The 20,453-nt window shown below is 62.9% G+C and carries 19 protein-coding genes; 4 read left to right on the top strand and 15 right to left on the bottom strand.

The features are described 5' to 3' along the window. Positions 1 to 338 precede the first annotated feature (338 nt). From VGH68_RS19720 to VGH68_RS19690, 7 genes are all read right to left on the bottom strand, one after another. Positions 339 to 1,310: a branched-chain amino acid ABC transporter permease gene (locus VGH68_RS19720; protein ID WP_331605365.1), complete on the bottom strand. Its 972-nt coding sequence runs from the start codon at positions 1,308 to 1,310 to the stop codon at positions 339 to 341. Further along, the gene (locus VGH68_RS19715) at positions 1,310 to 2,194 is read right to left on the bottom strand and encodes a branched-chain amino acid ABC transporter permease (RefSeq protein ID WP_331605364.1); all 885 of its coding nucleotides are present in this window, start codon (positions 2,192 to 2,194) and stop codon (positions 1,310 to 1,312) included. The genes VGH68_RS19720 and VGH68_RS19715 overlap by 1 nt, the downstream gene beginning before the upstream one ends. A gap of 316 nt (positions 2,195 to 2,510) precedes the next feature. After that, positions 2,511 to 3,725 carry an ABC transporter substrate-binding protein gene (locus VGH68_RS19710; RefSeq protein WP_331605363.1) on the bottom strand — a complete coding sequence of 405 codons (1,215 nt, stop codon included), beginning with the start codon at positions 3,723 to 3,725 and terminating at the stop codon, positions 2,511 to 2,513. 86 nt (positions 3,726 to 3,811) lie between these two features. Next, positions 3,812 to 4,570 (bottom strand): ABC transporter ATP-binding protein, encoded by a 759-nt coding sequence (locus tag VGH68_RS19705; protein WP_331605362.1) that lies wholly within the window; start codon positions 4,568 to 4,570, stop codon positions 3,812 to 3,814. Beyond that, positions 4,567 to 5,346, bottom strand: coding sequence for an ABC transporter ATP-binding protein (locus VGH68_RS19700; RefSeq protein ID WP_331605361.1), 780 nt, complete (start codon positions 5,344 to 5,346; stop codon positions 4,567 to 4,569). The genes VGH68_RS19705 and VGH68_RS19700 overlap by 4 nt, the downstream gene beginning before the upstream one ends. 320 nt (positions 5,347 to 5,666) lie before the next feature. Then, complete coding sequence (locus VGH68_RS19695) at positions 5,667 to 7,382, bottom strand: GMC family oxidoreductase (RefSeq protein ID WP_331605360.1); 1,716 nt, start codon at positions 7,380 to 7,382, stop codon at positions 5,667 to 5,669. A gap of 127 nt (positions 7,383 to 7,509) precedes the next feature. After that, positions 7,510 to 9,063 (bottom strand): CoA-acylating methylmalonate-semialdehyde dehydrogenase, encoded by a 1,554-nt coding sequence (locus VGH68_RS19690; protein WP_331605359.1) that lies wholly within the window; start codon positions 9,061 to 9,063, stop codon positions 7,510 to 7,512. A gap of 145 nt (positions 9,064 to 9,208) precedes the next feature. On the opposite strand from VGH68_RS19690, the gene VGH68_RS19685 reads away from it, so the two are divergent. Together VGH68_RS19685 and VGH68_RS19680 are read left to right on the top strand one after the other, a co-directional pair. After that, the gene (locus tag VGH68_RS19685) at positions 9,209 to 10,108 is read left to right on the top strand and encodes a LysR family transcriptional regulator (RefSeq protein ID WP_331605358.1); all 900 of its coding nucleotides are present in this window, start codon (positions 9,209 to 9,211) and stop codon (positions 10,106 to 10,108) included. Positions 10,109 to 10,407: 299 nt separating this feature from the next. Beyond that, the gene (locus tag VGH68_RS19680; RefSeq protein ID WP_331605356.1) at positions 10,408 to 10,944 is read left to right on the top strand and encodes a class IV adenylate cyclase; all 537 of its coding nucleotides are present in this window, start codon (positions 10,408 to 10,410) and stop codon (positions 10,942 to 10,944) included. A gap of 95 nt (positions 10,945 to 11,039) precedes the next feature. On the opposite strand, the gene VGH68_RS19675 is transcribed toward VGH68_RS19680, so the two are convergent. Both VGH68_RS19675 and VGH68_RS19670 read right to left on the bottom strand, forming a co-directional pair. After that, positions 11,040 to 11,528 (bottom strand): Lrp/AsnC family transcriptional regulator, encoded by a 489-nt coding sequence (locus VGH68_RS19675; protein WP_331605355.1) that lies wholly within the window; start codon positions 11,526 to 11,528, stop codon positions 11,040 to 11,042. 247 nt (positions 11,529 to 11,775) lie between these two features. Continuing rightward, entirely contained in the window at positions 11,776 to 12,000 is a 225-nt protein-coding gene (locus tag VGH68_RS19670; protein WP_331605374.1) for a DUF3717 domain-containing protein, read from the bottom strand. 160 nt (positions 12,001 to 12,160) lie between these two features. On the opposite strand from VGH68_RS19670, the gene VGH68_RS19665 reads away from it, so the two are divergent. Then, a complete protein-coding gene (locus tag VGH68_RS19665; protein ID WP_184003058.1) occupies positions 12,161 to 12,847 on the top strand; it encodes a response regulator in 687 nt (228 codons plus the stop codon). Between the two features lie 185 nt (positions 12,848 to 13,032). Then, positions 13,033 to 14,541 (top strand): sensor histidine kinase, encoded by a 1,509-nt coding sequence (locus VGH68_RS19660; RefSeq protein ID WP_331605354.1) that lies wholly within the window; start codon positions 13,033 to 13,035, stop codon positions 14,539 to 14,541. A gap of 102 nt (positions 14,542 to 14,643) precedes the next feature. Here VGH68_RS19660 and VGH68_RS19655 read toward each other — a convergent pair whose 3' ends face one another. The 6 genes from VGH68_RS19655 to VGH68_RS19630 form a co-directional block, all read right to left on the bottom strand. Continuing rightward, positions 14,644 to 15,198 (bottom strand): SET domain-containing protein, encoded by a 555-nt coding sequence (locus tag VGH68_RS19655; protein ID WP_331605353.1) that lies wholly within the window; start codon positions 15,196 to 15,198, stop codon positions 14,644 to 14,646. Between the two features lie 214 nt (positions 15,199 to 15,412). Further along, on the bottom strand, positions 15,413 to 16,525 hold the full coding sequence (locus tag VGH68_RS19650; RefSeq protein ID WP_331605352.1) for an NADH:flavin oxidoreductase/NADH oxidase: 1,113 nt from the start codon (positions 16,523 to 16,525) through the stop codon (positions 15,413 to 15,415). 74 nt (positions 16,526 to 16,599) lie between these two features. Beyond that, positions 16,600 to 17,313: a glutamine amidotransferase gene (locus tag VGH68_RS19645; protein ID WP_331605351.1), complete on the bottom strand. Its 714-nt coding sequence runs from the start codon at positions 17,311 to 17,313 to the stop codon at positions 16,600 to 16,602. Between the two features lie 127 nt (positions 17,314 to 17,440). Continuing rightward, complete coding sequence (locus tag VGH68_RS19640) at positions 17,441 to 18,079, bottom strand: MarR family winged helix-turn-helix transcriptional regulator (RefSeq protein WP_331605349.1); 639 nt, start codon at positions 18,077 to 18,079, stop codon at positions 17,441 to 17,443. 573 nt (positions 18,080 to 18,652) lie between these two features. Continuing rightward, complete coding sequence (locus tag VGH68_RS19635; RefSeq protein WP_331605348.1) at positions 18,653 to 19,768, bottom strand: YbdK family carboxylate-amine ligase; 1,116 nt, start codon at positions 19,766 to 19,768, stop codon at positions 18,653 to 18,655. Between the two features lie 84 nt (positions 19,769 to 19,852). Continuing rightward, on the bottom strand, positions 19,853 to 20,453 hold a 601-nt coding region (locus VGH68_RS19630), incomplete at its 5' end, for a cation:proton antiporter (RefSeq protein WP_331605347.1).

The raw sequence follows: 20,453 nt of genomic DNA, 5'->3' as shown, positions 1-20,453 counted from the left end.
TCGAAAAGTGCAAATAAAAAGCGCCGTTGGATGTCAATCCAACGGCGCTTTCGTCTGGGCACTGAGTGCCTCAATTGTCTCCTCGTTCTCCACCTGCAAATTCGTGGTGCATCAGAACTGGATGAAGATTAAACGACGACCTGGGTGGTAACAACTAGCAATAACCCTAGTGGTGCATTGCGGCACCTGATTGGGGCGCGGCGTGCCCAGTGGCTTTACGCGGTGCGAACCGTTCGCGCGGAGCCTTGTATCGACGGGCCGGAGGCCAGCGCCGAATTAGATGGGACGTCGAATAAATTCAATCTCGCAGCGCAGCAAGAACGGCGTCCGATACACGATTACACCCGCAGCGGCCGCACGCGAGCCACGATCTCGCCGACGATGCCACGCCGGAACGCCAGCACGCAGGCGATGAAAATCAGCCCGGTGACGATCGTCACCGATTCACCGAGCGAGCGGAACCAGTCGATGCCCGTGACCGATGCCAGCGCGGCGCCGATATCGCCCAGCCGGTCTTCGAGCGAGACGATCAGCGCGGCCCCGAGCAAGGGGCCGAACAACGTGCCCATACCGCCCACCAGTGTCATCAGAATCACCAGACCGGACATAGTCCAGTATGCATCGCTCAATGTTTCGAAGCCCTGCACGAGCACCTTCAGCGAACCCGCCAGACCCGCAATGCCGGCCGACAGAATGAACGCAAGCAGCTTGAAGCGATCGGTGTCATAGCCGAGCGACACAGCGCGCGGCTCGTTCTCCTTGATCGCGACCAGCACCTGTCCGAACGGCGAATGCACGATCCGCACGATCAGCAAAAAGGCCAGGACGATGACCGCCAGCACGACGAAATAGAGCGCGATATCCGACGACAGATCGAGCAACCCGAACAGCTTGCCGCGCGGCACGCCTTGCAGGCCGTCCTCGCCGTGCGTGAACGGCGCTTGCAGGAACACGAAATAGACCATCTGCGCGAGCGCAAGCGTCACCATCGCAAAGTAGATGCCCTGCCGGCGGATCGCGAAAAAGCCGGCGACGAGACCGAGCAGCGTCGCCGCCGCGATGCCGCACAGCACGCCGAGCTCCGGCGAAAAGCCGAGCGTTTGCATCGCGTAGCCGGTCACGTAGCCGGCCGATGCCAGAAACATCGCATGGCCGAAGGACAGCAGTCCGGTATAGCCGATCAGCAGATTGAACGCGGCCGGGAACAGCGCGAAGCACAGCACCTTCATCACGAAGAGTGGATAGATGCCAAGCAGCGGCACCGCAAGCAGAAAGATCAGCAGCAGACCGTAGAGAACGTTTCTTTGCATCATTTTTCCCTGCCGAAAAGACCCGCCGGACGCACGAGCAGCACGAGCGCCATGATCACGAAAACGACCGTCGCCGACCCCTCCGGGTAGAACACGCGCGTCAACCCTTCGATCACGCCGAGCATCAGACCGGTGAGGATCGAGCCCATGATCGAACCCATGCCGCCGATCACAACCACCGCGAACACGGTGATGATCATCGGCTGCCCCATCAGCGGCGACACCTGGATGACGGGCGCGGCCAGCACGCCGGCAAACGCCGCGAGCGCGACGCCGAAGCCGTAGGTCAGCGTGATCATCAACGGTACGTTGATGCCGAACGCCTCGACGAGCTTCGGGTTTTCGGTGCCCGCGCGCAGATACGCGCCCAGCCGCGTCTTCTCGATCACGAACCACGTCGCAAAGCACACCACGAGCGACGCGACGACCACCCATGCGCGATAGTTCGGCAGGAACATGAAGCCGAGATTGGTCGCGCCGGAGAGCGCCGACGGCACGTCATACGGCTGCCCCGACGAGCCGTAGATCGAATGGAATACGCCTTCGATCACGAGCGTGAGGCCGAACGTGAGCAGCAGCCCATACAGATGGTCGAGCTTGTACAGCCAGCGCAGCATCGAGCGCTCGATCGCGATGCCGACCAGCCCGACGACCAGCGGCGCGACCACGAGCATCACCCAGTACGGCAGATTGAAATACGACAGCCCCATCCACGCGAGCATCGCGCCGAGCATGAAAAGCGCGCCATGCGCAAAGTTGATTACGTTGAGCAGGCCGAAAATCACCGCCAGCCCCAGGCTCAGAATCGCGTAGAACGAGCCGTTCACGAGCCCGAGCAGAAGCTGGCTCAGCATCGCCGGTAGCGGAACGCCAAAGATGTCCATTGAAGCCCTTAGCCCTTCAAGCCATCGTCAAGATAGATCGGTCACGCGCGATCCGGCAGGCGCGTGGCGGGCAGTCGTCACATATGATCAACGCACACGCGGCCCGCTGCGTCACTCGCGCGCCACGTGTGCGACCCGTTAGCCGTGCCCGACAGATGAAAACGATTGCCGCCGCAGTTGCTTGCATCCGCCACCGCGCATCACGTTACGACACGACATAAACGCGATGCACGGCGGCTGATGATCAGCACTGGCAAACCGCCGGCGAATGTTTCGAATGGCCGCGATACGCGACCACTCGTTCCAACGTCCGCGCTTACTTCCACAACGCGCAGCGAGTCTGCGCCTTGGTCGTGAATGCCTGGTCGCCAGGAATCGTCGCCGTGATCTTGTAGTAGTCCCACGGCTCCTTCGATTCGGCCGGCGTCTTCACCTGCATCAAGTACATGTCGTGGATCATGCTGCCGTCCTGACGGATATAGCCCTTCGCATAGAAGTCGTCGATCTTGGTCTTGCGAAGCTGCGCCATCACCTTGTCCGGATCCGTCGAGCCGACCGCCTGCACTGCCTTCAGATAATTCATCGTCGCCGAGTAATCCGCGGCTTGCAGGCTCGACGGCATCTTCTTCATCTTGTCGAAGTAGCGCTGCGACCACTTGCGGGTGTTGGCGTCCTTGTTCCAGTACCAGCTGTCGGTCAGCACGAGGCCTTGGGTGGTTTCGAGACCCAGGCTGTGCACGTCGTCGATGAACATCAGCAGCGCGGCGAGCTTCATCGTCTTCGTGATGCCGAACTCCTTCGCAGCCTTGATCGCGTTGACCGTATCGCCGCCCGCGTTCGCGAGGCCGAGCACTTGCGCCTTCGATGCCTGCGCCTGCAGCAGGAACGACGAGAAGTCCGATGCCGACAGCGGATGACGCACCGCGCCGAGCACCTGGCCGCCATTCGCCTTGACGACGTCGGACGTCGCTTTTTCGAGGGCCTTGCCGAATGCGTAGTCGGCCGTCAGGAAGTACCACGTCTTGCCGCCCTGCTTCGTCACCGCCGAGCCGGTGCCGTTCGCGAGCGCGGTCGTGTCGTATGCATAGTGGACGGTGTACGGCGTGCATTGCTCGTTGGTCAGCGTATCGGCGCCGGCGCCGACGTTGATGTACACCTTGTGCTTCTCGCCCGCGACCGTGTTCATCGACAGGCCGGTCGCCGAGTTCGTGCCGCCGATCAGCATATCGACGCCGTCGCGGTCGAACCATTCGCGCGCACGCGACGCGGCGATGTCCGCCTTGTTCTGGTGATCCGCGTACAACACGGTAATCGGCTTGCCGTTGACCTTGCCGCCGAAATCCGCGACCGCCATGCGGATCGCTTCAAGACCGCCCTGCCCGTCGATATCCGCGTACAACCCCGACATGTCGGTGATAAAGCCGATCTTCACGCTATCGTCGGCCGCTTTCGCGCCGCCTAGCGTCAGTGCGGTGCCTGCGGCAACCGCGAAACAGAGGGAGGCGAAGCGCGCGAGTGGGTTCATTTTCATTGGTGTCTCCTGTGGTTCATCGCTTGTGATTATCAGAGGCAATCGGGCGCCTGCGCGTACTTCCGCATACAGGTCCGACGGTGTGTTTATACGCCCAGCAAATCGTGCAGCACCGGCATCTTGCCTTCGAGCTGGTTTGCCTCGAAGTGCTCGACGATCGCGCCGTGTTCCATCACATAGAAACGATCGGCGAGCGGCGCGGCGAAGCGGAAGTTCTGTTCGACCATCACGATCGTATAGCCACGTCCCTTCAACGTGACGATCATGCGCGCAAGCGCCTGCACGATCACTGGCGCGAGGCCTTCCGAGATTTCGTCGAGCAGCAGCAGATTCGCACCGGTACGCAGAATCCGCGCGACCGCGAGCATCTGCTGTTCACCGCCCGACAGGCGCGTGCCCTGGCTCATGCGCCGCTCGTGCAGATTCGGGAACATCGCGTAGATTTCGTCGAGCGACATCATGTGCGCATGGTCGCCGACAGGCGGCGGCAGCAGCAGATTTTCCTCGCACGACAGGCTCGAGAAAATGCCGCGCTCTTCCGGGCAATAGCCGATGCCGCAATGCGCGATCCGGTGCGTGGGCAGATCGATCGTCTCGCGTCCGCCGATGCGAATCGAGCCGGTGCGCCGCCCCGTCAGACCCATGATCGCGCGCAGCGTCGTGGTGCGCCCCGCGCCGTTGCGCCCGAGCAGCGTGACGACCTCGCCGCGGCCGACCGTCAGATCGACGCCGTGCAAGATGTGGGATTCCCCATACCAGGCTTGCAGTCCCGCGATGTCGAGCGCGGGTGCGCCGGTTTTCGTTTGGTTCGCTTCGAGGCCTTCGCGCTCGACAGTCGTATTCATGCGTGGGCTCCGGCCAGCGCCGCGTCGGCGCTGCCCATATAGGCTTGCATCACGAGCGGATTCTTCGACACTTCCGCGTAGCTGCCTTCGGCCAGCACTTCGCCCCGTTGCAGTACGGTGATCGTGTCGGAGATGCCGGCGATCACGTTCATATTGTGTTCAACCATCAGGATCGTGCGTCCCGCCGATACTTTTTTGATCAACGCGGTCACGCGATCGACATCTTCGTGGCCCATCCCCTGGGTGGGTTCGTCGAGCAGCATCAGCTCCGGCTCCATCGCGAGCGTGGTGGCGATTTCAAGTGCGCGCTTGCGGCCGTATGCGAGTTCGACCGTCAGCACGTCGGCGAAATCGGACAGACCCACCTGGGTGAGCAGATCCATCGCGCGATCGTCCAGACGCCGCAGCGTACGCTCGCTCTTCCAGAAGTGAAACGCGGTGCCGAGCGAGCGCTGCAAACCGATACGCACGTTCTGCAATGCGCTCAGATGCGGAAACACCGCGGAAATCTGGAACGAACGGATGATGCCGCGCCGCGCGATCTGCGCGGGACGCTCGTTGGTGATATCGACGCCGTTGAAAACGATCTGACCGGCGGTGGGCTCCAGAAACTTGGTGAGCAGATTGAAGCAGGTGGTCTTGCCTGCCCCGTTTGGGCCGATCAACGCATGGATCGAGCCACGGCGCACGCGCAGGTTCACACCATTGACGGCGACAAAGCCTTTGAACTCGCGGGTGAGACCGCGCGTTTCGAGAATCGTATCGCCGAGAATCATGTTCCCTTCCGTGCGGAGTAAGGCCAAGCATTACGATCTTGTCGCGCGAAGCTCTGCGCGACTTTTTATGACGGCGGCCCCGTTGCCGCTCGTTGGCGTGCTGCACCAAAACGGACAGTGATCCATGGCGCGGCCCGCAGCATGGCTGCCATTGTCGCGCCAATGATGCAGCGCATTCATTGGGATTTGCACTTAGTGGATAAGGCCCGGGGCGTGCGTGCCCACCGTGCGCGACACCGCGCCGCGGCAAACCCAGCCAATGCGCCGCGTGGCGTGCTGACGCGCGCGCGGCGTTGCGCGCCTGAGGTCCACGCCGATCGTCACGCAACGGACATCGACGCAGCCGTGCCGGCTTGCGCGGACACGCTGCCGCTCACGCGCGCGCGCCGGTCATCGCGGATCATGTCGCTCGCGCGCTCGGCGATCATCAACGTCGGCGAGTTGGTGTTGCCCGACGTGATGTTCGGCATCACCGAAGCATCGACGACGCGCAGCCCTTCGACGCCGATAACGCGGAGTCGGTTGTCGACTACCGCGGCGGGATCGTCGGTCGTGCCCATGCGGCAGGTGCCGACCGGATGGAAGATGGTCGTGCCGACCGCGCCCGCGGCCTGCTGCAATTCCTCTTCGCTCTGATACTGGCTGCCGGGCAGAATTTCCCGCGGCTGATAGCGCGCGAGCGCGGGCGCCGCGGCGATGCGGCGCGTGAGACGCAGCGCGTTCGCGGCGACGTGGCGGTCATACTCGGTCGACAGATAGTTCGGTGCGATCAACGGCGGCGCCGATGCATCGGCCGAAGCGATATGGATGCTGCCGCGCGAAGTCGGACGCAACTGACAGACCGACGCGGTGAAAGCATTAAAACGATGCAGCGGTTCTCCGAAGCGATCGAGCGACAGCGGCTGCACGTGATACTCGAGATCCGGTCGCGTGAGCGAACGGTCGTCCGGGTCGGACTTCGCGAATGCGCCGAGTTGCGACGGCGACATCGCCATCGGGCCACTCTGAAGCAACGCGTATTGCAGCCCGATCATCAGCTTGCCCCACCAGTGCGCGCTCATCGTGTTCAGCGTGCGCACGCCCTGCACCTGATAAGCCATGCGCAGTTGCAGATGGTCTTGCAGATTCTCGCCGACACCGCGCAGATCGTTGACGACCTCGATGCCGAGATTGTGCAGACGCGCGCCATTGCCGATGCCTGACAATTCGAGCAACTGTGGGGAGTTGACCGCGCCCGCGGACAGGATCACTTCACAGCGAGCCTTCGCGACATAGTCGACGTCGCCGCCACGATATTCCACACCCGTGCAACGGCGGCCTTCGAACACCACACGCTGCGTGTGCGCGCCGGTGATGATGGTGAGATTCGGCCGCTGCAACGCCGGTCGCAGGAACGCCTTCGATGCATTCCAGCGAATGCCGCGCTTCTGATTGACGTCGAAGTAACCGACACCCGTGTTGTCGCCGCGATTGAAGTCATCGGTTGCGGGAATGCCGCTTTGCTGCGCGGCTTGCGCGAACTCTTCCAGGATCTTCCATTTGAGGCGCTGTTTTTCGACGCGCCACGGACCACCCGCGCCATGCGATTCGTTGGCGCCGCCGTGATGATCTTCGCTACGTTTGAAGACCGGCAACACCGCGTTCCACGACCATGCAGTGTCGTTGGCCACACGCGCCCATTCGTCGTAGTCCTCGCGCTGGCCGCGCATATAGATCATGCCGTTGATCGACGAGCTGCCGCCCAACACGCGACCGCGCGGATACGACAACGCGCGGCCGTTGAGGCCCGCTTCGGCTTGCGTTTTGTAGAGCCAGTCCGTGCGCGGATTGCCGATGCAGTACAGGTAGCCGACTGGCACGTGGATCCAGTGGTAATCGTCCTTGCCGCCCGCCTCGAGCAGCAGCACGCGCATCTGCGGATCCTCGGTGAGCCGGTTCGCCAGCAAGCAACCCGCAGTGCCCGCGCCGACAATGATGTAGTCGAATTCGCCTTCGAGCCGCCGCGCGGCCGCATGCGTCGTTTCCGTGTGACTCATCATCCGTCTCCTAAGCGTTTTTCCGGCACACGCGTGGCGGCATTGCACCGCCACGCGCGCGCGGCAACGAAGTTTTTGTTATCTGCGCGGGTGCGTGATGTCGCACCTGAGCGCGCGAATCGCCCGACTACTTGGCGACCGGCATCGTAAATTCAGCGCCCTTCGCAATGCTGTCGGGCCAGCGCTGCATGATGCTCTTGTAGCGCGTGTAAAAGCGCACGCCCTCCTCTCCGTACGCGTGATGGTCGCCGAACAGCGACTTCTTCCAACCACCAAACGAATGCCATGCCATCGGCACCGGAATCGGCACATTGATGCCGACCATGCCGATTTCGATCTGACGCGAGAACGCGCGCGCGATGCCGCCATCGGACGTGAACAGCGATACGCCGTTCGCCAACTGATTGGCGTTGATCAGTTCGACCGCGGACGCGAAGTCGGGCACGCGCACCACGCATAGCACCGGCCCGAAAATCTCCTCCCGGTAGATTTTCATATCGGTCGACACGTTATCGAACAGCGTGCCGCCGAGGAAAAAGCCTTTCTCGTGGCCGGCCACCTGATGACCGCGTCCGTCGACGAGAAGCTTCGCGCCCGCCGCGACGCCCGCGTCGATATAACCGACCACCTTGTCGCGATGCGCGCCTGTTACGAGCGGTCCCATTTCGGCTGCCGCTTCCATGCCATTCATAATCTTCAGGCTCTTCACGCGCGGAGTCAGACGTTCGACCAGCTCATCGGCGACATGGCCGACCGCGACCGCGACCGAAATCGCCATGCAGCGTTCGCCGGCCGAGCCGTACGCAGCGCCGATCAATGCATCGACGGCCTGGTCCAGATCGGCGTCGGGCATAACGACGAGGTGATTCTTCGCGCCGCCCAGCGCCTGCACCCGCTTGCCGTGCTTCGTGCCTTCCGTGTAGATGTATTCGGCGATCGGCGTGGAGCCGACGAACGATAGCGCGCTGACGTCCGGATGCGCGAGCAGCGCATCGACCGCGACCTTGTCGCCGTGTACGACGTTGAACACGCCGTCCGGCAGACCCGCTTCCTTCAGCAGTTCGGCAAGCCGGTTAGCCGCCGACGGGTCACGCTCGGACGGCTTCAGCACGAACGTGTTGCCGCATGCGATCGCGACCGGGAACATCCAGCACGGCACCATCATCGGGAAATTGAACGGTGTGATCCCGGCCACCACGCCGAGCGGCTGGCGCAGATTCCAGTTATCGATGCCGCCGCCGATCTGATCGGTGAAATCGGTCTTCAGCAGATTCGGAATGCCGCACGCGAACTCGACGACCTCGATGCCGCGCATCACCTCGCCCTTCGCGTCGGAAAACACCTTGCCGTGCTCGCGGGTGATTAGCTCCGCGAGTTCGTCGTGATGTCGGTCGAGCAATTCCTTGAACTTGAAGAGCACGCGCGCCCGCTTGATCGGCGCGGTCTCGCTCCATGTGGGGAAAGCGGCTTTGGCGGCGGCGACCGCGGCGTCCACTTCGGCGACGCTCGCCAACGGCACACGGGCGCTGACGCTGCCGAGCGCCGGATCGAATACGTCACCGAAACGGTTGCTGGTGCCGTCGATCGCGCGGCCGTGGATGAAATGACTCAGCGCGCGGGGGTTCGTCGCGCTGCGCGCGGTTTCGTTCTGCACGGCGTCATCCTGATGTGTCTCGCTCATCTCATTCCTCTTTTTGCTGTGAAATCTTTCGCCCGGCGCCATAGCCGCCGAAAAAGCTACCAAACGCTAAGCGTACGGCGCCTGGGCTCGACAAATCCAATGAGTATTGCTCAACCGCGCTATAAGGCGCGCTAATATCAGCGCTATGGATCTCATTTTGCTCCGGGCCTTCATCACTGTCGCGCGGGAGGGCAACCTCACGCGCGCGGCGGTGCAATTGCACCTGACCCAACCCGCCGTCAGCCTGCAAATCAAACATTTGCAGGAGACGCTGGGCGTGACGCTGTTCACCCGCACCTCGCACGGACTTGCGCTCACCCGCGACGGCCAGGCGCTGCTGCCCCACGCGGAACGCGCGCTCGGCGCGGCGGCCGACGTACAACGCGCCGCGCAATCGCTGCGTCACGAAGTGCGCGGACGGCTGCGCATCGGCACGATTCTCGACCCCCAGTTCCTGCGGCTCGGCGGCTTCCTGAAGCAGCTGGTCGAAACCTGGCCGCAGATCGAGACCGCGCTGCGTCACGGGATGTCGGGCTGGGTGCTCGAACAGATCCGCGCGGGCGAGCTCGATGTCGGCTACTACATCGGTCTGCCGTCCGACGACGGGACGCGCGACGGCCCCGCATTCCACGCCGTCGCGCTCACGCACTTCCAATACCGCGTGCTCGCGCCGGCCGGCTGGAAAGACCGTGTAAAGGGCGCGCGCGACTGGCGCTCGCTCGCCGCACTGCCGTGGATCTGGACGCCGCCCGCGTCCGCGCACAACCGGCTGCTGTCGCGCTGTTTCGGCGACGCAGGTGTGAAGCCCATCAAGGTGGCCGAAGTGGATCAGGAGCCGTCGATGCTCGATCTGGTCAAGTCGGGCGTGGGTCTGACGCTCGCGCGCGACGCCACCGCGATCGCCGAGGCGCATGCGCACGCGCTGACGATCGTCGACGGGATCACCGTGCCGACCCAGCTCAGCTTCATCACGCTCGACGAGCGCAAGGACGAGCCGGCGGTCGCCGCCGCGTTGAAGCTGATCGAACAGCAATGGATGATTTGAGCGATGTGCGCCCGCGCAACAATTGACGATATGAGTCGCAGTAATGCCATGGGGCGGCGACACGCCGCGCCATTCGATGGAGAGCGCGCCGGCCCCGGGGCTGCCACCGCCGCGCCGTTCCCGTGCGCTTCTGAAACCGCATCGTCACGGAGTTTTTGCTAGATTGAGGGTTTTGCGGCCCGCAACGGGCCCGCACCGTTTTCCGTCCTGCCTGACTTTGTCCTTCCCGGCGGCTCAGCCCCCGCGATCCCGCAACTCCGCAAGCCGCCGATCCCCTCCCTCTATGACAGGAACCTGACATGGCACGCAACATCGAAATCAAAGCTCGCGCGCAGCATTTCGAGAAACTGCGCGAACGCGCGGCGCAACTCGCGACCGACGCGCCGCTGATCTTTCGCCAGCAGGACTTTTTCTACGACGTGCCGCGCGGCCGCCTGAAGCTGCGCCAGTTCGACGACGGCACGCCGGCCGAACTGATCTTCTACCAGCGCGATGACCGCGACGGCCCGAAGGCGTCGTACTACACGCGCAGTCCGGTGACGAATCCCGAGGCGATGCACTCGCTGCTCGCGACCGCGCTGACCACGCGCGGCATCGTCACGAAGGAGCGGCATGTGTATCTGAGCGGGCGCACGCGGATTCACCTGGATCGCGTCGACGGTCTCGGCGATTTCGTCGAACTCGAAGTCGTGCTCGCGCAGGACGACGACGAAGAAGGCGGCCACGCCGAAGCGCACGCGATGTTCAAGAGCCTGGGCGTGTCGGAAGCGGACCTGGTGCCAGTTGCCTATGTGGATCTTCTTAATCAGCAAGGCGAGCCGAAGCAGGTGGCGTAGACTTCAAACGAACCGAGCCGCGGCCACGCATGAGCCGCGCTGTTCGTCGAACCGCGGTGTCGCCGTCGAAGCAACTCGTAAGCGCGGAGGCGGTTTCAGTCCGCCGCCCCCGGCGCGAGATGACCCAGCGGTAACGGGCCGTTGCGCTTGAATGTGGTCAACACGATGTTCGAGCGCACGCTGTCGACGCCCGGCACGCGCATCAGCTTCTTCATCACGAAGCTCGACAGGTAGTTCAGATCCGGCGCGACGATACGCAGCAGATAATCCGCGTCGCCGACCACCGCATGGCATTCGAGCACTTCAGGCAGTGCGTCGATCTGCTGCTGGAACTGCTCGATGATCGAATCGCCGTGATGCTTCAACTTCAGGCTCGTGAAAGCAGTGACGCCGAGGCCGAGCTTTTCGGGCTGCAGCACCACACGATAGCCGTCGACGACGCCCAGCTGTTCCAGCCGCTGCAAGCGCCGCCCAATTTGCGACGGTGACAACGGCACCTGTTCGGCCAGTTGCTGATGCGTCGCACGCCCGAAGCGCTGCAACACGTCGAGCAGCGCGAGGTCGAAGCGATCGAGTTCCAGCATGTTTGAATTCCGCATTAAATGGCGATTCGATGCGGGATTATTGCATGTTGGACCCCTCTGAACCGCTGCATTAACCGGCGAGCGCATTGCATTCAGGCCGTCGCGAACGCCGACCTCGTTCATCGACCGTATTACCTTGTAATACCAAAGGTCCGCGGCGGTTTACGCGAATTTATATGCCACGCGGCGCGCAATCGGGCCGGAATGAAAGGCCAATGCAGGCAATTGCGGCTGCAAACCTTCAGTTCTACAGGCTAGTATTAAGTCGAACGTAAGACTCCCATGCCTGCTTTGCGAGAGGGTCCAAACGATCCGGTGATAGCGACTGCTGACGCTGTACAATCAGCAGCGCATACGGCTTGGAGAGCGCGCTTGCCTCCTTGCACAGAACGAGTTCGTCGCCGCTCGAAGGTGAGCGGGAGCGCCAGAAGTTGATCGCGGCTTCCAGTTCGTGAATGCTTATCTCGGACATGACTTCGTGGTCGCCAGCTAGGCGTTTCAGGACGGCTCGGTGGCTGCTTCGTGGCGGTACCGCCGCTGCGGCACGGCCACGCCGCACGCTGTCTGGCGCAGCAGGCGCCCCGGCGAACCGCTTGCCCAAACGCCTAACCCATTGTACTTGAGCGAAATCCATGCGACTCCTTCTGATCGAAGATGACCGCCCCATCGCGCGCGGCATACAAAGCAGTCTCGAACAAGCCGGCTTCACCGTCGACATGGTCCATGACGGCATCTTTGCCGAACAGGCCCTCACGCAAAACCGCCACGAGCTGGTGATCCTCGACCTGGGTCTGCCGGGCATCGACGGCATGACACTGCTCTCGCGCTTCCGCCAGAGCAACCGCCACACGCCGGTGATCATCCTGACCGCGCGCGACGAGTTGAACGACCGCGTGCAAGGCCTCAATTCGGGCGCCGACGACTACATGCTGAAGCCGTTCGAACCCGCCGAACTCGAAGCGCGCATTCGCGCGGTGATGCGCCGCAGCGGACCGCACGGCGACATGCCGCGTCCGGAAGTGTCGCTGGGGGGGGTGCGCCTGTCGGGCGTCGATCGCCGTATCTTCAACGACGACAAGCCGCTCGAACTGTCGCCGCGCGAATTCGCGGTGCTCGAAATGCTGCTGCTGCGTCATGGCCGCGTGGTCAGCAAGGCGCAACTGCAGGATCACCTGACGCACTTCGGCGGCGATCTCGGTGACACCGCGATCGAAGTCTACGTGCATCGCGTGCGCAAGAAACTCGAGAGCTGCCGTGTCGAAATCGTCACCGTGCGTGGCTTTGGCTACTTGTTGCAGGAAATCCGCCAGGCCGCATGATCGCCATCGAGGCCGCGCATCGCGTCGCGGCCTGACGGCGCCGGACCGGCGCCGCGTAGCCGTTGCATGCATGACGCGCGGTACGCGATTGGCCGGCACCCGGAATATGTCGCGGCGGTTCGCGCCGTCGCTACCGCGGTTGCTAACGCAATTAACGCAATTGCCACCTTCCAGCGCGTACGACCATGCCCCAGCCGGCCGCCAATAGTCTGCGCCGCACGCTGCTGCGGCGCCTCGCTGCCCCACTTTCGCTGCTCGCGCTGATGAGCGGCCTGATCGCTTACTGGCTCGCCTGGCAGTACACGCAGCATGTCGTCGACCGCTCGCTCGCCGACCTGGCGACCGCGATTTCCAAACAGATCCAGATTGCCGGACCGGAAGCGCCGATCACGGTGCCCCCGCTCGCGCAGGCGATGTTCTCCGACCCGGTCGAGCATCTGGTCTACCGGATCAGCACAGGCGAACAGGAAATCGCCGGCGACCGCGACTTGCCGCTGCAGGGCGCGAACGTGCGCCGCATGCACTACGCGTATGTATTCGAGACGCAGCATCGGGGCGTGACCGTGCGCGTCGCTCAGGTGCGCGTCGATCAGCCGACGGGCAACCCCATCGTCGTCGAAGTCGGGCAGCCCGTGCATCATCGCTTTCGCATTGCCGCCGAGTTTCTGGTCGCGATCATGATGCCTCTGCTGTTGCTGCTGCTGGCCGGCTGGGTGATCGTGTGGCGGGTCGTCAATCAGCAGCTCAATCCGCTCACCGCGCTCGCGGATTCGCTGAACCGGCAGACCCATACGTCGCTCGAACCGGTCGACGAAACCTATGTGCCGGTCGAAATCCGTCCGCTCACCGGCGCGCTGAACGCGCTGCTCGACCGGCTGAAAGCCGCGCTGGAAGCACAGCGCAAGTTCATCGCCGATGCCGCGCATCAGTTGCGCACGCCGCTCACCGCGGTAAAGCTGCACGCCGAGCAGGCAGCCGTCGCGCGCGATCCGCAGCAGGTGCTCGTCGCGGTACGCGAGCTGCGCGCCGCCGCCGACCGCGCGGTGCGGCTGTCGAATCAGCTGCTGTCGCTCGCACGCGCGGAGCCGGGCGAACAGGTAGCACGCTTTGTGACGGTCGACATGGCCGCGCTCGCGTTCGATACCGGTGCGGAATGGGTGCCGCGCGCGCTTGCCGTGCACGTCGACCTGGGTTTTCAGCGTCTGGACGACCCGTCGAACGATCATCCGCTGATGGCGCGCGGCAACCCGGTACTGTTGCACGAGGTGATCGCGAACCTGCTCGATAACGCGCTCAAGTACGTGCCGCCGTCACGCATCGACGGCGGGCGCATCACGGTGACGGTTTCGCAGACGCTGACCGGCGACGTGCGCGCGGCGGAAATCGTGGTCGAAGACAATGGCCCCGGCGTGCCGTGTTCGCAGCAGGCAGACCTGTTCAAGCGGTTTTTCCGCGGCGACGGACAGACCGATGCCGGCGTGGACGGCGGTGCGGGTCTCGGCCTCGCGATCGTCCACGACATCATGGTGCTGCACCGCGGCAGTGTGCATTACGAAGACGCGCCGGACGGCGGTGCACGCTTTATCGTGCGGATTCCGTTGCTGCCGGTCAATGCGACGGCTGTGGCCAGCACCGATTCCGATGCACGGCGGCCGGCAAAAAAACCGGCACACTCGGCACCGGTGGATTTATAGCGCGACCGGCCTCGCTGCAACGGGTAACGGAGAGCTGCGGCACTAGCGCAGTTGGCCAGGGCCTTTCGACTGAGCGCGCCGCTCGGCCGAAGCCCGCGCCCGTCACTTTTTCTTCGATTTTTTCGCCGCGTTGCCGGGCTTGTGCGCCGACTTATCCGCGGACTTTCCGGCCTTGCCCGATTTAGCCGGCTTGACGCTGCTCTTGCTCTTTTCCGGCGGCGCGAGCATCGTGCCGCGGCACTTGCGCGCGCCGCAACGGCATTCGTATTCCTTCTTCAGCTTCTTCGTCTGACGCGCGTCGATCACGAGACCATAGTCGTAAAAGACTTCCTCGCCTTCAGCGATATCGCGCAGCGCATGCACGTAGACGTGACCGTCGATTTCCTCGGCTTCGCAGTTCGGCGCGCACGAGTGGTTGATCCAGCGCGCGCTATTGCCGTTCACCTTGCCGTCGATCACCTTGCCGTTGTCGAGCGCGAAATAGAACGTGTGATTCGGTTCCGCCGGATTGTGCGGATGACGGCGCAATGCTTCTTTCCAGGAGATCCGCTCGCCCTTGTATTCGATCAGCCGCTCGCCGGCTGCAATCGGCTCGAGTGCAAACACGCCTTTGCCGTGTACACCGGAACGGCGCACGGCGATCCTGCGTGAATTCATTGAATGAATCCTTGTGAATAACTGGGGGAATGAAGTCGGGCAATCGTCAGACGCGCGTCTTGCGCGCTGTTTTTCTGACTTGGATAGCAAACGCGGCGCCCTGTGAGCGCCGCGTCGACCTGCAACGCACCATGCGTCACAACCGGCATCCTACACGCTGGTGACGGCTTCGTTCAACCGTCACGAGACACGTTCGTTTAACGTGCGCCACCCGTCATCGTTGACCGAATGAAATGTCGCCGAACAGTGCTTTCTGGTCGCGTGGTTGCGAACGCCAGTATTGCGGCGGCGCTTCGACCGTGGCACCGAGTTGCGCGGCCGCGTGCCACGGCCAGCGCGGGTTGTACAGCAGGCCGCGGGCCAGCGCGATCAGATCGGCATCACCCGCTTCGATCAGTTGCTCGGCGTGCAGCGGATCGGTAATCAGACCGACGCCGATGGTCGTGAGGCCGGTTGCATGCTTGACGGCCTTGGCAAACGGAATCTGATAACCGGGTTCGAGCGGAATGCGCTGCAACGGCGATACGCCGCCGGACGATACGTCGATCCAGTCGCAGCCACGCTTTTCGAGTTCGTGCGCAAACGCGATCGTGTCTTCGAGCGTCCAGCCGCCTTCGACCCAGTCGGTCGCCGACACGCGCACACCGACCGGTTTGTCGGCCGGAAACGCGGCACGCACGATATCGAAGACTTCGAGCGGAAAACGCATGCGGTTTTCGAGCGAACCGCCGTATTCGTCGCTGCGCTGATTGGCGAGCGGCGACAGGAACTGATGCAGCAGATAGCCGTGCGCGGCGTGCACTTCCAGCGCATCCATACCGACACGCGCGGCACGTCGCGCCGACGCGGCGAACGCGTCGCGAATCCGGTTCAGGCCGCCAGCGTCCAGCGCGAGCGGTGGCTCCTCGCCCGCCTTGTGCGGCAACGCCGACGGCGCATGCGGCAACCACCCGCCCTGCGCCACCGGGATCAGTTGACCACCTTCCCACGGTGCATGGCTCGATGCCTTGCGGCCCGCGTGGGACAACTGCATCGCCACCTTGATGGACGAGTGCTTGCGGATCGCGGCCAGCACCGGCACCAGCGCGGCTTCTGTCGCGTCATCCCACAAGCCGAGATCGCCGGGCGTGATGCGGCCATCCGGCTCGACCGCGGTCGCCTCGATAAACAGCATGGCCGCGCCGGACAACGCGAGACTGCCAAGGTGGATCATGTGCCATGCGCTCGCCTCGCCACGTTCGGCGGAGTACTGGCACATCGGGGAGACGACGATACGGTTCGGAAGCGTCACGCTACGCAGCGTGAGCGGAGAGAAAAGCGCGCTCATGAATTACGCCCAGTGAAAACCCGAGAGCGATCGAGGATAGCACCGCGGGCCGTTTACTGCATGAAAGTGCCTGTTCAGCTTGTCCCGGCCACCTGATCGAGCCATTCGCCGAACATCCGGCGCGCGGCCGTTTCGAGCGTGGGACCGAATCGCGCGGTGTCGGCACGCAGCTGCCGTGCGTCGATGCGATGAGCGGCCAGCTCGCCCGCATTGCCGATCAGCCACGGCTCGAAGCGATCGGTACGAATCTCAGGGTGACACTGCAAACCCAGCACGTGATCGCCCCACGCGAATGCCTGGTTCTCGCAGGCCGGCGTCGACCCGAGACGCGTTGCGTTGGCGGGCAGATCGAAGGTGTCGCCGTGCCAATGCAGCATCGACGTATGCGCGCCATCCAGATGACGCAGCGGTGATGCGCGGCCGGCATCGGTCAGCGTGAGCGGCGTCCAGCCGAGCTCCGCTTGCGCCGCGCGATACACGCGCGCGCCGAGCGCCCGCGCGATCAGTTGCGCGCCAAGGCAGATGCCCAGCGTCGGCAGACCGGCCGCGATGCGTTTTTCGATCATCGCGAGCAAAGGCACGAGCGTCGGATACTGCGCGTCGCCGGTCGCGCTAATCGGCCCGCCCAGCACGACCATCAACGACGCGCCGACCGGATCCGGCGCCTCGATCCGGGCAAGACCGACGTCAAGATAGCGGACCGGACGCCCGCGCTCGCCGAGTTCGAGTTCAAGACTGCCCAGATCCTCGAAATGCACATGGCGAATGGCCAGTACTTCGCGATTCATCGGCCTGCCCCACCTTCAGGTTGACTAACAACTCGCCGCGCTACGGCGCCAGCCGGCCGACCGACAGATCGTGCCGCCCGCCGTAGCCGGCAGGCCATGGTAGCGGATTGCCATCGAACACTGGCTCTTACTGCGCGAAGATCTTCCAGGTTTTTTTCTGGGTGGCGAGGTCCGCCGTCTCGTAAACGGTGCAGTCCAGACGCAGATTCGTATCCGACATGTTCAGCGCCAGCAGCGTGCAGCGATGCGGCGTCCTCTTCGGATTCTTGCTCGCCTGGAGATGCACGCAGCTCAGGCACATGCGATGCGGAGGAATCGTATTCTGCGCCTCGAGCTGATGAATCGTCTTGAGCAGCGTGCGGTAGAACACTGCCTGCTCTTCTTCGCGCAACGTCCCGACAGCCTTGCTCAGGAAATCAGGCCATTGGGTCGCGCGCTTGGCCGCCGTGCGGCCACGCGCGGTCAGACGGACAGCGAGCGCGCGCCCGTCGTCGAGCGCGCGGCGCTTTTCCACCAGGCCCTTGGTTTCGAGCGTGCTCACCGCATCGCTCGTCGTTGCGGCGGTCAGCGCCGTTTCGCGCGCAATCTCGCCGAGACGCATCGGGCCTTTACGCTGCATCAACAGCACCAGAATTTCACCTTGCGTCGGCGTAAGCCCCGCGCCTTCGGCCCATTCCCAAGCCTGGCTCCGCATTGCCGTGCTCAATCGCAGCAGAGTGTGGGTCACCCGGCCGCTCGCCTGCTCTCCGTATACGCCTTCGCTCATGATCTTCAATTCGTTTATTTGTCGCTTTTATGCGATACCGCCGATCTGCTTGCCGGCCGCGCCCGCTGCTTGTGTGGGGTAGTTTCGCCCAACCGCCGACGAAACCCTTGCTTCTTCTATCTCAAAAATGTGCCGCCTGGCAGGTTCCAAGGCAGCGAAAAACGACATTCTATTCGAGAGCGCCAAATCATTCAGCTAACTCACTCAACGCAAGCGGTGGATAACCAGCGGAAAACATAGGGATAACTTGCGCAACGCTTTCGCCGGGCATCAAAAGCGCGCTGAATCCGTTCTCGCCAGCCGTGCTAAACGCCGCCGACGCGCTTTTTATCCACCTGGTTATCATTTCCGCACTGCCTTGACTTCACAACGGATTGTTCACTTGTCCACAGGCACAGGCAATGCCGGGGAGTGGTTGGCGCACTTATAAGCTATAAACGGTCGAAAAAAAACCTGACGCGCGACGCGCGAAAAAGTCCCGAAAGTTCAATTACAAAAAAACCCGCGCGAGGCGGGTTCTATCGAAATGTCGTGCACTTTCGCACGCGGGCATTGTTTGCGCGCGTTTCGCGGCTAGGCCCGCCATTGCAGACACTGCTGCCGGACCACTTCGTGCAACGATTTTTCCTGCGCAAACACGCTGCGTAGCCAGGTCGCATCGTTGACCTGACCGCGCGCAATTTCGCCGATTTCCGCGAGCGCGTTGGCCGATCCGAGCGCCTCGCCATGCGGCGCGATCAATTCGAGCGTTTCGAGGATATCTTCGGAAATCGTTTTGCGCTCGCCCGTTTGCGGATTGATGCAAGTGCCGCCGAGCCCAAAACGGCATGCCTCGAAGCGATTGAACGTATAAACGAGATAATCGTCTTCCTTCGGCTTGATCGGTTTGTCGAGCAACAGATGACGCGCCAGCGTCTGGATGTAGCAGGCAATCGCCGCGGCGCGGTCCACCGAAAACGGCGTGTCCATCACGCGTACTTCGATCGTCCCGAAACCGGGCTTCGGCCGAATGTCCCAGTAAAAATCCTTCATGCTGTTGACCACGCCGGTGTGGACCATTTTCGAGAAATACTCCTCGAAACTGCCCCACGTGAGCACGAACGGCGCGCGGCCCGACAGCGGAAACGCGAATACCGAATTGAGCCGCGCCGAATGAAAACCGGTATCGACGCCCTGGACGAACGGCGACGACGCGGATAACGCGATGAAGTGCGGGATGAAACGCGACATCGAATGCAGCAGATACAGCGCGCTGTCCGGATCCGGGCAGCCGATATGCACGTGCTGGCCGAACACCGTGAACTGTTTCGCGAGATAACCGTACAGCTCGGAAAGATACTGAAAACGCGGCGTATCGACGATCTGCCGCTCGCTCCATTGCTGGAACGCATGCGTGCCGCCGCCGCACAGACCGACGTTCAGATGATCGGCTGCGGAGACCAGCGTGTCGCGAATCTTGCGCAGATCGGTGACGGCCTGCTCGTGCGACGTGCAGATGCCGGTCGACAGCTCGATCATGCTCTCGGTGATTTCCGGCGTGATATTGCCGGGGATTTTTTCGTCCTTGATGAGGCGCAGCAGATCGGTGCCGGCCTTGGTCAGATCGTAGTCGTGCGTATTGACGATCTGCATCTCCAGTTCGACACCGAAAGTGAACGGTTTCGAATCGATGAAGGGTTCGAGTGACATGGCGTCCCTTGAGTCAGGTCGTTTTTAAAACGAAGGCGTTGAAAACGGGCGGGTCAACCCAACCCCGCACGGCACGAGCCGCGCTTACTCTTCGCGCCGTTCGGCGACGAGCGCAAGGCTGCGGTACACGAGCCAAGGCGCGAGAATCTGCAGCACGACAATCGAACACATGACGATCGCGCGCAGTTGCGGATCGAAATTCGGGTACAGGTTGTACGTGTCGTCCACCAGCAGGTAGGCGAGCGCCGACATCGGCGATAACGACAGTCCGAGCGCCACGCCCTGCTTCCAGTTCAGACCGCTCGGCTTCGCGAACGCGAGCACCCCGACCAGTTTCGCGACGAGGCGCGCAACAATCAGGCCCAATGCCGCGACCCCGCCAAGCGCGATGTGCTTCCATTCGAACGTGGTCAGCGTCAGCACGAACAGGATCACGGTGAGCAGCCACCCGGCCGTGCCGAAGTGTTGCGGCCACAACTGCGGACGTGCTTCGTGGTTCTTGACGATGATGCCGGCGGCAAGCAGCGCGAGAATCGTCGACAGCTTGAACAGATGCGCGATCGCGATCGCGAGCAGCACCAAACCGAACAGCGCGACGAACGAATGTTCGTCCTGCATGTTCAGACGGCGATAGAACAACGTGCAGGTGCGCGCGAGCAGATACGCAAGCACCAGCGAACCGATC

This window comes from Paraburkholderia sp. (assembly GCF_036488505.1).
Taxonomy (GTDB): domain Bacteria; phylum Pseudomonadota; class Gammaproteobacteria; order Burkholderiales; family Burkholderiaceae; genus Paraburkholderia.
Note: the sequence above shows the minus strand (reverse complement) of the source record. Positions and strands in the feature narration are given on the sequence as shown.